Source organism: Streptomyces sp. NBC_00448, from assembly GCF_036014115.1.
GTDB lineage: Bacteria > Actinomycetota > Actinomycetes > Streptomycetales > Streptomycetaceae > Actinacidiphila.
Genome location: NZ_CP107913.1, coordinates 254,129 through 267,920, shown reverse-complemented (window position 1 = coordinate 267,920; position 13,792 = coordinate 254,129). Strand labels below are relative to the sequence as shown.

The following is a 13,792-nucleotide window of genomic DNA, read 5'->3' as shown; positions in this document are numbered from 1 at the left end:
TGCTGTTCCTCTCGGGGGTACGGACCCCGGTATGAGCAGGGGGCCGGGCAGGCGGAGGTGTCAGGAAGCCCGGTAGGGCAGCCCGACACGGGAGGCACGCACGTCCTCGGCGCGCAGGCAGGCTGCGCGGTGGCCGGTGCCGACCTCGGTCAGCGCGGGGAGGGTCTCGGCGCACTCGGCGACCGCGGTGTAGCAGCGGGTGTGGAACGGGCAGCCCGGCGGCGGGTCGATCGGCGACGGCGGATCGCCCTCCAGCACGACGCGGTCGATCCGGTGCCCGGGCGGCAGCCTCTTCGGCACCGCCGACAGCAGCGCCCGGGTGTACGGGTGGGCCGAGGTGCCGTAGACCGCGTCGCACGGTCCTTCCTCGACGATCTTCCCGAGGTACATCGTGACGATCCGGTCGGACATGTGCTGGACCACGTCGAGGTCGTGCGCGATGAAGATGATCGTCAGACCGTGCTTCTCCTTGAGCCGGTTCAGCAGGTTCAGCACCTGCGCCCGGACGGAGATGTCCAGGGCGGACACGGGCTCGTCGCAGACCAGGAGGTCGGGGCTGAGCGCCAGGGCCCGGGCGATGCCGACCCGCTGGAGCTGGCCGCCGGAGCACTCGTGCGGGTACTTGTCCGCGTGTGCCGGGTCCAGGCCCACATCGGCCAGCAGCTCGTCGACCCGCTGCGGGATCTGCTGCTTGGGCAACAGCCCGTGGGCGAGGATGCCCTCGGCGACCGAGTCGCGGATCGTACGGCGGGGGTTGAGCGAGGCGAACGGGTCCTGGAAGATCAGCTGGACGCCCCGGTGGAAGGCGCTCTTCTCCGCGCGGCTCATCTCCGCGAGGTCGCGTCCCTTCCAGAGCACGCGCCCTGACGCCGGCTGCTCCAGCCCGACGATCAGCCTGGCGAGCGACGACTTCCCGCAGCCGGACTCGCCGACCAGGCCGACGGTCTCACCGGGTGCCACGTCCAGTGTCACGCCGTCGACCGCGCGGACCGTGCCCGTCTGCCGGGCACCGAACTTCGCGCTCTTGGGTTTGTACGCCTGCCTGACGTCCTCAAGCGCCAGCAGCCTGGTATTCATCCATGGCCTCCTTCCAGTGATGGCACGCTGCCGTGCGGTCGGCGGACACCTGGAGCTCGTGCGGAGCCTTGGTCCGGCACAGGTCGGTGGCGAACCGGCAGCGGGGGTGGAATCCGCAACCGCTCGGCCGGTTCGCCAGTTGGGGCGGCAGTCCCGGGATGGTCGGCAGGTCCGCGCCCCGGTGCTCCGGTCCGGGGATCGAGCCGAGCAGGCCGATGGTGTAGGGGTGGGCCGGCCGGTCCAGGAGCTCCGCGATCGGTGCCTGCTCGACCGCGCCGCCGGCGTACATCACCAGGGCCTCCTCGGCGATGTGGGCGGCGACACCGAGGTCGTGCGTGATGAGCATGAGGCTCATGTCGCGCTCCTGCTGGAGCTCCGCGAGCAGGTCGAGGATCTGCGCCTGGACGGTGACGTCGAGCGCGGTGGTCGGCTCGTCGGCGATGAGGAGCTTGGGCTCCAGGGCCAGCGCCATGGCGATCATGATCCGCTGCCGCATCCCGCCGGAGAACTGGAACGGGTAGTCCCTGGCCCGGTTCGCGGCGTCCGGGATCTTGACCGCCTTCATCATGTCGATGGCGGCGGTCTCCGCCTCACGCCGACTGGCGCCGCGGTGGATGCGGTACAGCTCGGCGATCTGCCGGACCACCGGCACCACCGGGTTCAGCGCCGACAGCGCGTCCTGGAAGACCATGGCGATCTCGGCCCCCTGCACCTTGCGGAACGCCTTGGGCGACAGGCCCAGCAGGTCGGTTCCGTCCAGCAGGATCTGGCCGCCGGTGATCCGCGCGGGCGGTGTCGGCAGGATGCCCATGATCGCCTTGGCGGTGATGCTCTTGCCGCATCCGGACTCGCCCAGCACGGCCAGGGTCGAGCCCCGGGCGATGCTGAAGCTGAGGTCCTGGACGGCCGGCAACCGGCGCTCGCCGGAGCGGAATTCGATGCCCAGGTTCTTGACCTCGAGCAGTGGGTTGCTCATCAACGCCCCCTGGGATCGAGCACGTCACGCAGGTTCTCGCCCAACACGACGAAGGCGAGCGTGGTCAGGCCGAGCATTCCGGCCGGGAAGAACATCAGGTGCGGGGCGACCTGCCAGTTGCCGTCCGTACTGGCCGCCGCGATCTGGACACCCCAGGAGAACGCCGGCAGCTTGATGCCGACACCGAGGATGGAGAAGCCCGCCTCGGCCGTCATGGCGGCGCCGACGCTGAGGGTCGACATCACGACCAGGGGAGTGATCGCGTTGGGGATGACGTGCCGGCGCAGGATTCCCCAGTGCCGGACGCCCAGCACGCGGGCGGCCTGGACGTACTCCAACTGCTTGATCTGGAGCACCGAACCGCGCAGGTACCGCATCGTTCCGGCCCAGCTGAAGAGCACCAGCACGAAGACGATGGTCCACACGGTCCGCGACTTGAACTGGTAGAGGATCACCAGGCTGGCGATCCCGACCGGCACCCCCAGGACGATGTCGGCGGTGCGGGAGATGACGGTGTCCACGGCGCCGCCGAAGTACCCCGCCAGCGAACCGGCGATCATCGCGATGAAGAACGTGAAGATCGCCACCAGCAGGCCGACCTCCAGGGAGATCCGCGCTCCGTGGACGACGTTGGAGAAGTAGTCGCAGCCCTGCATGTCATAGCCGAACGGATGCCCGGATCGGGGGCCCAGCCGGGAGTCGACGAGGGAGCAGTCCCGCGGGTCGGTGTGGGTGAACAGCCCTGGTACGGCGGCCATCGCCGCGACCAGCGCGATGATGAGCACGGACAGGATGAAGAACGGCTGCCGGCGGGTGCGGAGCAGCCCCTGCGTCACCAGCCCGGGGCGCTTCCCGCCGCGCTGCGGTGGAGCGGACGGCTCGGGTTCGGCTCCGGTCGCGACCAGAGCCTCGATGGCATCAGACATGGCGGACCCTCGGGTCGATGATCGGATAGAGCAGGTCGACCACCAGGGCGGTGACCAGGTAGAAGAGCAGCAGGAACACCGAGACGCCGACGACGACCGGCCCCTGCTGCTGGGAGATCGCGGTGGCGAGGGTGCCGCCGAGACCGGGCAGGTTGAAGATGGACTCGATCAGCACCGAACCGCCCAGCAGGCTGGCCAGGCTCAGCCCGAGGTAGGTCACCACCGGCAGGAACGCGTTCCGTAGGGCGTGTAGCCAGATCACCCGGCCGGGTGAGGCGCCCTTGGCCCGCGCCGTCGTGATGTAGTCCGCCTTCAGGACGTCGACCAGGCTGGTCCGGGTCAGTCTCGCCAGCGGTGCCGCGGTCTCCAGCGCCAGTACCAGGGCCGGCATGATGAACGCCTTCGGGTAGCCGGCCTGGACGCCGGCTATCGGCAGCAGGTGCCCCTTGATACCGATCAGGTACTGGGAGAAGTAGGCGACGAGGAAACCCGGCACGGCGAGGAAGACGACCGTGAAGAACAGGTTGAACTTCTCGGGCATGCCGTCCTTGCGCAGCCCGGCCCAGACCCCCAGCAGCACACCGATGACGATCTTCAACACGAAGGCCGACAGCGCGAGCGCCAAGGTGTAGGGGAAGGCGGTCTTGATCAGCGTGGTGACCGAGTTGTCGTTGAAGTCGTATCCGAAATTGCCGTGCAGCACGTGGTCGAGGTACTTCCCGTACTGCACGAAGAAGGGGTCGTCCAGGTTGTACTGCTTGCGGATCGCGGCGATGCTCGACGGCGAGAGCCGCTTGTTGCCGCCGGCCAGCGCCAGCACCGGGTCACCGGGTACCAGGAAGACCAGCAGATAGATCAGGAGCGTCGAACCGATGACGGTCGGGATCATGTACAGCACTCGCGTGATCGTGTACCTCAGCACTGAGGTTCCTCCTGGTTCGTGCTGGTGAAGTAAGTGACGAGATCCGCGTGGGGCGGCTCGACGCGGCAGCGCTCGCCCTCACGCAGAAGCGAGAGCCGGATCGCGTGCACCGTTGCCATCGCCTCGCGCGCCTCCCGGACCGAGCGGGCGGGGTCGGGCGTCACCGCCCGTACGTCCAGCGGGTCTTCGGGCGGCGGCGGGGGCAGCGGGGCGGACGGGTCGGCGCGGGCCCCGGTCGGGTCCGCTGTCCGCTGTCCGGCCTCCGCTGCCGTTGCGGTGAGCCAGACCTGGTCGCCGTCGCTCTCCAGGCGGCCGGTCGTCCCGACGACGGTGTAGAAGCGCCGATCGGGACCCGCGCCCCACCCGCGCATGTAGCCGGCCGACACACCGTTGTCCAGCACGAACGCGATCATCGAGAGCCGCGGTTCGTGACCGGTGGCCTGGGAAGGGTGCGGGAGGGACGCGACGGCGCTGCAGTGCTCGGTCGTGCCACTCGACAGCCAGTGGATGACGTCGATGTCGAGAGCGAGCTGATCGTCCGTCACCTGGACATCGGTCTCGGTGAGATGCCGGCACCAGATGGCGCTGACGTCCCCGACGAGGCCGTCGGCGATGCAGCGCTGGAGCGTACGGACAGCCGGAGATCTGCGCGGCGCGTGGTCGACGCGCACCGGTGCGCCGGTCCGCCTGGCCACCTCCAGCAGTTCGTCCAGCGCGGCCGGCGAGTCGGCCGGCGGCGCCGCGAGCGTGACGGCGATCCCGCGCTCCAACACGGCCTTCGCCGCCTCGACCCGCTCCGGGCCGGGCAGATCGACGAACACGTGCTCCGGTGCGATGCCGAGTGCCATCACCTCGGACACCTCGGCGTAACCGCGGACTCCACTCGCCAGCGGTGACGCCCTGACCGCTTCGCCCAGCGCCCCGCCGCCGTCCAGCAAGGCGATCCGCGGATGGCTCACGGGGAGCCCGGCGCCGGAGCTGAGGTCGGGGTCCACCCGCGGCGGCGCCACTTCCTCGGTGCCGTAGATCGCACCGGAGAAGTTCTCGAAGGCCCGGTGAACGGCGCCGACGCACACCCCGTGCCGGCCGAGAGAGGTCGGGGTGATCACGACGTCGAGCTCGCCCGCGCCGTCGGTGAACTCGCCCACCGCGGTGGCCAGGTCCGAGGCGATCAGGTCCCCGAAACGAGCGAGTTCGCCCCCCAGCACGACCACGTCGGGGTCGACGGCGAGCACGAGCGCACCGATGGCCGGGGTCATGGCGGACACCAGCGCCTGCTGCGTCCTGCGGCCTTCCGCGTCCGTGGGGTCCGCGAGCAACCGCTCGAGCGGCCGCGCGATCTGGGACACGGCCTCGTTCAGCGGCCCGATGGGAAACTCGATGTCGCTGAACGACCGGAGCAGGCCGACCTCGCCGGCGCTGTTGTGGCGCCCGCGAAGCACCGTGCCGTCGACCGTTATCCGAGCCGAGACATGGTGCCAGGTGAGCGCGTAGACGCCGGTACCGGCGCCCTCCAGGGCACCGAACCGCGACTCGGCCGCAGCGGCGAGCGACAGGTCGTTGTCGACGATCACGGGGACGCCCAGCAGCGCCGTGAACCGGTCCTGGAGGTTGGTGCCGTTCCAGGACCTGACCGGCGACGTCAGAGCCTCGCCGCTCGGCGTCACCAGCCCCGCGGTGCCGATACCGACAGCCCGCAGATCGGCCCGGGTGAAGCCGGCCCGACCGAGGGCGTCGTCGACGACGGAGACCACCCGGCTCGGATCGGGCCGCGCGTCGCTGCAAGTGGGCTGGCCCGACGAACCCATCGCGAGGGTGCGGCCCGCCAGGTCGGTGAGCAGGACGTGCATCTCGGAGGCGCTCAGATCGACGCCGACCACGACGCCCGTCTCGGCGCGGAACCTCGATTGCCTGGCGGGACGGCCACCCGTCTCACCGTGCTGGACCTGGTCCGCCTCGGCCTCGACGAGGCCGTCGGAGGTGAGGTCCGCCAGAGCGGCCTCCACCGTCGGCCTGGAGAGGCGCGCGCGGGCGGCGATCTCGGCGATGGTCGCCCGGCCCAGATCCCGGATCGCGGCAATACAGAGCGCACGCGAGCCGATCGTGCGCTTGCCGTCCGAATTCGCCACTTTTCTCGTCCTTGCCTTCGCCGGCTGCCCGACACTCGGGTTTCACAGCAGCTTTCATATTGGTTAAGAAGGCTGTTGCGCAAGAGATTCGGGCCAGTCTTTCGGCAGGTCAAGACCCTGTCCGACATGTGGACGCCCTCTGTAGGGCTCGCGTGGGTGCCCTTGTTGGGTGATGCAATGAATCATCGGACATACGAATCTATGGGCGTTTTGAGAAGTAGATTCCCTCTCGTTTTCGCCCCCGGGTGAGACGCGGATGGCTCTGCGGGATTTCAGCCGAATCGTCCGTATTTTGATCGGCCGGCACGATCATGAAGCCCAGCTTGGGTGGGGCTTAAGAAACCCTCGATGGACCCGGCGCGGCACGGGGCGGAAAGGTGGGATCGCCACGGCGGTCACGTCGCGGTGATCCCACCCAGCACAGGAGAGTCCGCCGGTGAAGGCACTTGTGAAAGCGAAGGCGGAGCCCGGCCTGTGGCTCACGGACGTGCCCGAGCCCGCCCTCGGCCCGGGCGAGGTCCTGATCAAGGTGCTGCGCACCGGCATCTGCGGCACCGACCTGCACATCCGGGCGTACGACGGATGGGCGCAGCAGGCGATCCGCACCCCGCTGGTGCTGGGCCACGAGTTCGTCGGCGACGTCGTCGAGGTCGCGCCCGGCGTGACCGGCATCGCCGCGGGCGACCGGGTCAGTGGTGAGGGGCACCTGGTCTGCGGCACCTGCCGCAACTGCCTGGCCGGACGCCGGCACCTGTGCCGCAGCACCGTCGGCCTGGGCATCGGCCGGGACGGCGCGTTCGCCGAGTACGTGACGCTGCCGGCCGCCAACGTGTGGGTGCACCGGGTGCCGGTGGACCCGGACGTCGCCGCGATCTTCGACCCGTTCGGCAACGCCGTGCACACCGCGTTGTCGTTCCCGCTGGTCGGCGAGGACGTGCTGATCACCGGGGCCGGCCCGATCGGGATCATGGCGGCGGCGGTCGCCCGGCACGCGGGCGCCCGCAACGTGGTGATCACCGACGTCAGCCCGTTCCGGCTGGAGCTGGCGGAGCGGGTCGGGGTGAGCCTCGCGGTGGACGTGCGCACCTCCACGATCGAGGAGGGCCAGCGCGCGCTGGGGCTGCGCGAGGGCTTCGACGTCGGCCTGGAGATGTCCGGCCGCCCCGAGGCACTGCGCAGCATGGTGGCGAACATGACCCACGGCGGGAAGATCGCCCTGCTCGGCCTGCCGGCCGAGGAGTTCGCCGTCGACTTCGCCCGGATCGTCACGTCGATGATCACGCTCAAGGGGATCTACGGGCGGGAGATGTACGAGACCTGGTACGCCATGTCGGTGCTGCTCGAAGGGGGTCTCGACCTCAGCCCGGTGATCACCGGCCGCTACTCGTACCAGGACTTCGACGAGGCGTTCGACGAGGCTGCGAGCGGGCGCTGCGGCAAGGTCATCCTCGACTGGACCGCCTGAAACGCCCAGGCCGTACGTCCCGCACCGCCGTCGCCGCCCGCGATACCCGCACCCGCGCCCGGTCCTCGCGACCCGCGCCCGCACCCACCTCTCGCCCCCGGCTCCCGCCCCTCGCTTCAAGGAGACCCCCCCGATGCTCGACTCCGTCCGCGCGGATCTGCGCGCCACCCTCGACGAGATCCGCACCGCCGGTCTGCACAAGCCCGAGCGCGTCATCGGCACACCGCAGAGCGCCACCGTCGAAGTCACCGCGGGCGGCCGCCCCGGCGAGGTGCTGAACTTCTGCGCCAACAACTACCTGGGCCTGGCCGACCACCCCGACGTGGTGGCCGCGGCGAAGGACGCGCTGGACCGCTGGGGATACGGCATGGCCTCCGTGCGGTTCATCTGCGGCACCCAGGAGGTGCACAAGGAGCTGGAGTCCCGGCTGTCGGCGTTCCTCGGCATGGAGGACACGATCCTGTACAGCTCGTGCTTCGACGCCAACGGCGGCGTCTTCGAGACGCTGCTGGACGAGCGGGACGCGGTGATCTCCGACGCGCTCAACCACGCCAGCATCATCGACGGCATCCGGCTGTCCAAGGCCCGCCGGCTGCGCTACGCCAACCGGGACATGGCCGAACTGGAGCAGCGCCTCAAGGAGGCGGGTGACGCGCGCCGCAAGCTGATCGTCACCGACGGCGTGTTCTCCATGGACGGCTTCGTCGCCCCGCTGGACGAGATCTGCGACCTGGCCGACCGCTACGGGGCCATGGTCATGGTGGACGACTCGCACGCGGTGGGCTTCGTCGGCCCCGGCGGGCGCGGCACCCACGAACTGCACGGCGTGATGGACCGGGTCGACATCCTCACCGGCACCCTCGGCAAGGCGCTCGGCGGCGCCTCCGGCGGCTACGTCGCCGCCCGCGCCGAGATCGTGGCGCTGCTGCGCCAGCGCTCCCGGCCGTACCTGTTCTCCAACTCCCTCGCCCCGGTGATCGCGGCCGCCTCCCTGAAGGTGCTCGACCTGCTGGAGGACGACTCCGAGGCGGGCCCGGGACCGCTGCTGCGGGCCCGGCTCCAGGAGAACACCGCGCTGTTCCGGGAGCGGATGACCCAGGAGGGCTTCGAGCTCGCGCCGGGCGGCCACCCGATCGTCCCGGTCATGATCGGCGACGCCGAACAGGCCGGGCGGCTGGCCGACCTGCTGCTGGAGCACGCCGTCTACGCGATCGGCTTCTCCTACCCGGTGGTGCCGCACGGCAAGGCCCGGATCAGGGTGCAGCTGTCCGCCAGCCACTCCGCCGAGGACGTCGAGCGGGCCGTCGCAGCATTCGTGGCCGCCCGGGAGTCCCTGGCAGGATGACCAGGTGATCGATACGCGCCGGCTGCGAACCCTGCGGGCCGTGGCGGACCACCGTACGGTGACCGCCGCGGCCGCCGTGCTGTACCTGACCCCCTCCGCGGTCTCGCAGCAACTCGCGGCACTGGAGGCCGAGGTAGGCCACCAGCTGCTGGTGCGCGACGGCCGCGGGGTCCGGCTGACCGCCGCCGGGGAGATCCTGGTCGCGCACAGCAGCACGGTGCTGGCCCAGCTGGAGCGGGCCGAGGCCGAGCTGGCCGCCTACGCGGGCGGGGCGGCCGGCACCGTGACCGTGGTGTCCTTCGCCACAGGCATCACCACCGTGCTGGCCCGGGCGATGGCCGCGCTGACGCTGTCGTCCCCGGGTATCCGGGTCCGCGTGCGCGACGCCGAGGGCGACGAGAGCCTGGCCATGGTGCTGGACGGGCACGCGGATGTCGCGGTCGCGGTCGAGTACCGCGGTGCGCCGCGCGACGACGACCAGCGGCTGTCCCGGGTGGCCCTGTACGCCGAGCCCTTCGACGCGGTCCTGCCGCGCGGCCACCGGCTGGACGACTGCGAGCGGGTCCGGGTCGAGGATCTCGCGGACGAGTACTGGATCAGCCCCTACCCGGGCAACCCCTGCCACGACGTGGTCACCCTCGCCTGCGAGCTGGCGGGCTTCCAGCCCCGCGTGGCGCACTCGTCCGACGACTTCCGCGCGGTCGCCGCGCTGGTCGGGGTCGGCGCGGGTGTCGCGCTGGTGCCGCGCTCCGCGCTGCGCGGGGTGCACCTGCCCGACGTCGTGATCCGCCCCGTCGCCGGCAGCCCCGCCACCCGCCGTGTCTTCGCCGCGGTCCGGCGCGGCGCCGAGCACCACCCCCTGATCCGCCCGGTCCTGTCTGAACTCCAGCAGGCAGCCGCCACGGCGAGCCCCGACGCGGACTGACCGGCGCAGGGCGCCGCGCCAAAGGCGGTCGCTTCAGGGCATCTTGATGCCGCGCGTCGGCGGGGAGGACCGCACTGTCGGTGGCAGCGGTCAGACTCGGCCCATGACTTCGGTGACCGCGCAGGACTACGCCTGGATACGTTCCTCCCCGCTCTTCGGCCACGCGCTGGAGTGCGGCTACAGCCTGGCCCTGGTGCGGGGCGTGCCCCCGGAGGAGGCGCTGCGGGTCATGGGCGCGGAGCCGCAGGGCAGGTGCGCGGGGGTCGCGGAGTTGATCGAGCTCCAGGACGAGCTGTGCGACCAACTGGACTACTCGGACAACTCCTTCCTCGCGGGCGCGTTCACCGTGCCGGGGGAGGACGGCGACTGGACACTCGTCTGGGAACTCGCACGGGGCGGCACGGGCATCCAGCCGCGCTTCATGAAGGCCCTCTCGGCGGGGAGCCGGGCCGTGGAGCACTCCCGTAACGGCGGCAAGCCCATCAACGGCTTCTCCTGGTACGAGGACGGGGAGCTGCGCACCACCTTCGAAGGGCCCACCTTCAGAAGCGGCAGTACCCCCGACGCCCTCCTCCCGATGATGCGCGAGGTCGGCTGCGACCTCTGGGACGAGGACCGCAGGAGCGGCGGCACCGACGACAAGGCGGCGGTCCTCGCCCTGACCGAGCGGCTCACCGGCGTCCGGCTGACGGAGGAAGTGCTCCGGGAGGCGCACTACCGGCTCGGGCTCGTCCCTGACGAGCCCGCCGAGGAGTGGACCGCCGTCGTCGTCGACATCACCGATGCCCACGGCGAGCGCTTCTACCGGAAGTTCACCCGCGCCCGGGTCGATGAAGCCGCGTCCCGCCCCCGCGCGGAGGCCGACCACCCGAGGATCGACCCCCTCTCCGCCCCGGAGGACACGGTCTGAGTGGTCGGCTCCGGAAGTCCCTCGGGGGTGGACTACGGAGCCGACCATGCGTCGGAGCGCTGGTCAGAGGCCGGCGCCGGCGCCGGCAGATCGCGGCCGGACGGGTCGAGACGGGGGCGGCACCCCAGCACAGCCGACAGGCGGGTACCGCCGCCGCACCGCGCCGGCCGGAGGGTGGCCGGCCGCCGCCGGACGCTGTCGTCACCAAGGCGGCAAGGGCGACCGACCACCGTGCGGCCACGGTCGACGACGGCCTCAGCCCAGGAACTCCTGGCGGGTCGGGGCCGAGGTGCCGAGGTCCACCGGTTCCGGTGCGGGGCGCGGGCTGCCGACCGGTCGGCGTCGTACCAAGGAGCATGAGACGGCGCCGACCGCGATCACGATGATGGGCAGTGCCAGGGTCGGTCGCATCGCGTGGACGACCCCGTGCTGGAATGTGGACGCCGCCACCTGATCGATGTGATGGGCCAGGCTTGGCGGTGTTCCCCGCGGCGGGTGGACCACCGTGCCGTTCCGCCCGACGCCGACCTCCTGACCTCTCTTGGCGGCGTTGCGGAAGTCGGCCAGGAACGGGCCGCGGACGTCGGCCGGGAGGCCGGCCGCCCGCTTTGCCGCTTCGTCCTGCAGCGAGGCGGCCAGGCGGTTCTGCAGTACCGCGCCGACCGCGGCGCTGCCGATCACCGTGCCGATCTGGCGGATCGTGTTCATCACGCCGGAGGCCGCCCCGGCCATCGTGGGCTCCACGTTGTACATGGCGACCGTGACCATCGGGCCGAACACGCAGCCGATGCCTACCCCGGCCGTGATCAGGGCGGGCTGGAACTCCCACCACGCGCGGCCGACATCGGTGACCCAGGTGAGCCAGGCCATGCCGGCCGCGAACAGGGTCAGACCGGTCATCAGGACGTACTTGCCGCCGATCCGGTCCGACATCCGGCCCGCGACCGGCGACAGCACCGCCGACACCACCATCGCCGGCGCCATCACGAGCCCGGCTGTGAGGGGGCTGAAGTCCAGCACCGACTGCAGATAGATCATCACCGGCAGGAACAGGCCGAGCATCCCGACCTGGACGGTCGCGGACACGAAGCTCATGACCGCGTAGTCGCGGTCGCGGAAGAGCACGAAGGGCAGCAGCGGTTCGTCGTGCTGCCGATTGCCCTGGTGAACCAGGAACAGCACCAGCAGCAGGGCAGCCGCGCCCAGCAGCGCCCAGATCCCGGCGTTCCAGTCGTATCGCTGGCCCTCGGTGAGCGCGAAGGTCAGGCATACCAGCGTCGCCGCGGCGAGGACGACACCCACAACGTCCAGCTTTCGGTGGTTGCCGTGCCGGATGTCGGGCACGAGCGTGACGGCCATCGCCAGGACGATCGCGCCGATCGGGACGTTGACGAAGAAGATCCACCGCCAGCCGGCCGTGCTCACCAGGAACCCGCCGAGGGTGGGCCCGGCGATCGTGGCCACGCCCGCGACTCCGCCCCAGACGCCGAGTGCGGCGCCCCGGCGCTCGGCCGGAAACGTGCCGATGATGATCGTCATCGTCTGCGGCATCAGCGCCGCCGCGCCCAGGCCCTGCACGGCCCGGGTGGCGATGAGCTGGGCCGGGCCCTGCGACAGGCCGCACAGCACCGATGCCACGGTGAACAGCGCGACACCCCCGATGAACATCGTGCGCGGCCCGCGCACATCGCCCAGCCGGCCGAACGTGATCAGCAGTGCGGCGAGGACGAGAATGTAGACATTGATCACCCATAACACCTCGTCCAGCGACGCGTGCAGGCCGCCGATCATGCTGGGGATGGCGACGTTGACGGCCGTCAGGTCCAGCAGTGTCATGAAGAATCCCAGGCTGAGCGTCAGCAGCACCGCCCAGGGATTGCCGCGCCATCTGCTCATTCGTTTCCCATCCTTCGCTCCTCGCATCCCCACGGTCGGTGGCGGAAGCGCCGCCACCGGGTGGGCCCAACAGGTCTTGTTGCTCCAGATGCCCTCGCCCGGTACCCGGGTACGGGGCCCCTCTCGTGCGCGGTTGCCCGCAGGCGTGTGACCCCGGCTGTCGGCTGGACAGCGCCTGGCAGGGCGAGAATCGCCACTGCCGGGGGATTCGCCGGGCGGAGCGCTGGCGCCATCGGCCGAAGCGCGGGCGCCATCGGCCGAGGGGAATCAGCCCAACCGGACGAGAGGGAAGATGTCAGCTCTTGGCAGGGGCCTGCAGACTCCACAGCCGCCCGTCGTAACCCAGCTCCTGGAAGAACGTTGCGCTCTTCCCCCAGTGGTGGGTCTCCACGAACACCGCCTCGAACCCTTCGGTTGCCATGTCATGACTCCTTTCCGGAAGTGAACAGCCGCTGCCCATGGGCGTCGTCGAGGTAGGCGCGCGAGGCGTCCGTGACCAGCGCGGACAAGGACATGCCCGTCTCGATCGCGGGGTGCTTGACCTGCCTGATCAGCCCCAGCGGCAGATACACGTTGAACTGCTTGACTTCCGCATCACCCATCGGGCGATACTAGCTCTCTAGATTGCTAGCATCCTAGCCCAGGAGGTCTCTCGTGTCTGCTTTCGCAGCTGATCCACACGCCCCGGTTGTCGTCCGCGCAGGCGACGCCGAGCAACTGCCCGAGATCGGCCACTGCCTACTGGCTGACGCCAGTGCCAGCAACGGGGCGCTCAGCGCCCACCGCGTCCAACTCGCCCGCGGCGCCGACGGCGCGGTCCCGCACCGGCACGACCACTCCTCCGAACTGTTCTTCGTCGTCGACGGAACGCTCCAGGTGCTGGTGGGATCGAAGGTCATCACCGCCGGCTCCGGTGACTTCCTGGTCATCCCGCCGCGCTGTGACCACGCCTTCCGCGCCGCCCCGGAGGACACCGCCGATGCCCTGATCGTGATCACCCCTGGCATCGAACGATTCGACTACCTTCGGCAGGTCGCCAGAATCCGCCGGGGCGAAGCCGGCCGCGACAGCCTGCTCACCGAGCAACACCGCTACGACACCCACTTCGTCACCAGCCCTGCCTGGTAAGGCAAGAGCACCACCTCCACGACCACACCGGCGGCGGCACCCCAGACCCCGCGGGCTGAGAAGAGACCGGCGAAGCGGACCAGGTGAAGTCCG

13 protein-coding genes are annotated in these 13,792 nt (G+C 70.5%); 5 read left to right on the top strand and 8 right to left on the bottom strand.

Annotation, left to right across the window (positions count from 1 at the left end; translation table 11 throughout):
- Nucleotides 1–60: 60 nt before the first annotated feature.
- From OG370_RS01235 to OG370_RS01215, 5 genes are read right to left on the bottom strand one after another with little or no spacing between them, the layout of a single operon-like run.
- Nucleotides 61–1,077, bottom strand: coding sequence for an ABC transporter ATP-binding protein (locus OG370_RS01235; RefSeq protein ID WP_328459633.1), 1,017 nt, complete (start codon nt 1,075–1,077; stop codon nt 61–63).
- Nucleotides 1,052–2,053 (bottom strand): ABC transporter ATP-binding protein, encoded by a 1,002-nt coding sequence (locus OG370_RS01230; protein ID WP_328459631.1) that lies wholly within the window; start codon nt 2,051–2,053, stop codon nt 1,052–1,054. Before OG370_RS01230 ends, OG370_RS01235 begins: the two co-directional genes overlap by 26 nt.
- Nucleotides 2,053–2,979, bottom strand: a complete 927-nt coding sequence (locus OG370_RS01225) for an ABC transporter permease (RefSeq protein ID WP_328459629.1) — start codon at nt 2,977–2,979, stop codon at nt 2,053–2,055. The genes OG370_RS01230 and OG370_RS01225 overlap by 1 nt, the downstream gene beginning before the upstream one ends.
- Nucleotides 2,972–3,868 (bottom strand): ABC transporter permease, encoded by an 897-nt coding sequence (locus OG370_RS01220; protein ID WP_328473705.1) that lies wholly within the window; start codon nt 3,866–3,868, stop codon nt 2,972–2,974. The genes OG370_RS01225 and OG370_RS01220 overlap by 8 nt, the downstream gene beginning before the upstream one ends.
- Before the next feature lie 26 nt (nt 3,869–3,894).
- Nucleotides 3,895–6,030, bottom strand: a complete 2,136-nt coding sequence (locus OG370_RS01215; protein WP_328459627.1) for an ROK family protein — start codon at nt 6,028–6,030, stop codon at nt 3,895–3,897.
- Between the two features lie 436 nt (nt 6,031–6,466).
- Between OG370_RS01215 and tdh the strand changes: the two genes are divergently transcribed.
- From tdh to OG370_RS01195, 4 genes are all read left to right on the top strand, one after another.
- Nucleotides 6,467–7,495 carry an L-threonine 3-dehydrogenase gene (tdh, locus tag OG370_RS01210; RefSeq protein WP_328459625.1) on the top strand — a complete coding sequence of 343 codons (1,029 nt, stop codon included), beginning with the start codon at nt 6,467–6,469 and terminating at the stop codon, nt 7,493–7,495.
- 133 nt (nt 7,496–7,628) lie between these two features.
- Complete coding sequence (locus tag OG370_RS01205; RefSeq protein WP_328459623.1) at nt 7,629–8,840, top strand: glycine C-acetyltransferase; 1,212 nt, start codon at nt 7,629–7,631, stop codon at nt 8,838–8,840.
- Between the two features lie 4 nt (nt 8,841–8,844).
- Nucleotides 8,845–9,765 (top strand): LysR family transcriptional regulator, encoded by a 921-nt coding sequence (locus tag OG370_RS01200; protein WP_328459621.1) that lies wholly within the window; start codon nt 8,845–8,847, stop codon nt 9,763–9,765.
- Between the two features lie 103 nt (nt 9,766–9,868).
- On the top strand, nt 9,869–10,675 hold the full coding sequence (locus OG370_RS01195) for a DUF6461 domain-containing protein (RefSeq protein ID WP_328459619.1): 807 nt from the start codon (nt 9,869–9,871) through the stop codon (nt 10,673–10,675).
- A 255-nt stretch (nt 10,676–10,930) separates the two neighbouring features.
- On the opposite strand, the gene OG370_RS01190 is transcribed toward OG370_RS01195, so the two are convergent.
- The 3 genes from OG370_RS01190 to OG370_RS01180 all read right to left on the bottom strand — a co-directional run bounded on the left by OG370_RS01190 (nt 10,931) and on the right by OG370_RS01180 (nt 13,173).
- Nucleotides 10,931–12,571 (bottom strand): MFS transporter, encoded by a 1,641-nt coding sequence (locus tag OG370_RS01190; RefSeq protein ID WP_328459617.1) that lies wholly within the window; start codon nt 12,569–12,571, stop codon nt 10,931–10,933.
- Nucleotides 12,572–12,866: 295 nt separating this feature from the next.
- Nucleotides 12,867–12,992, bottom strand: coding sequence for a hypothetical protein (locus OG370_RS01185; RefSeq protein ID WP_443060598.1), 126 nt, complete (start codon nt 12,990–12,992; stop codon nt 12,867–12,869).
- 1 nt (nt 12,993) lies between these two features.
- The gene (locus OG370_RS01180) at nt 12,994–13,173 is read right to left on the bottom strand and encodes a CopG family transcriptional regulator (protein WP_328459615.1); all 180 of its coding nucleotides are present in this window, start codon (nt 13,171–13,173) and stop codon (nt 12,994–12,996) included.
- Between the two features lie 52 nt (nt 13,174–13,225).
- On the opposite strand from OG370_RS01180, the gene OG370_RS01175 reads away from it, so the two are divergent.
- Complete coding sequence (locus tag OG370_RS01175) at nt 13,226–13,699, top strand: cupin domain-containing protein (RefSeq protein ID WP_328459613.1); 474 nt, start codon at nt 13,226–13,228, stop codon at nt 13,697–13,699.
- Nucleotides 13,700–13,792: the final 93 nt, after the last annotated feature.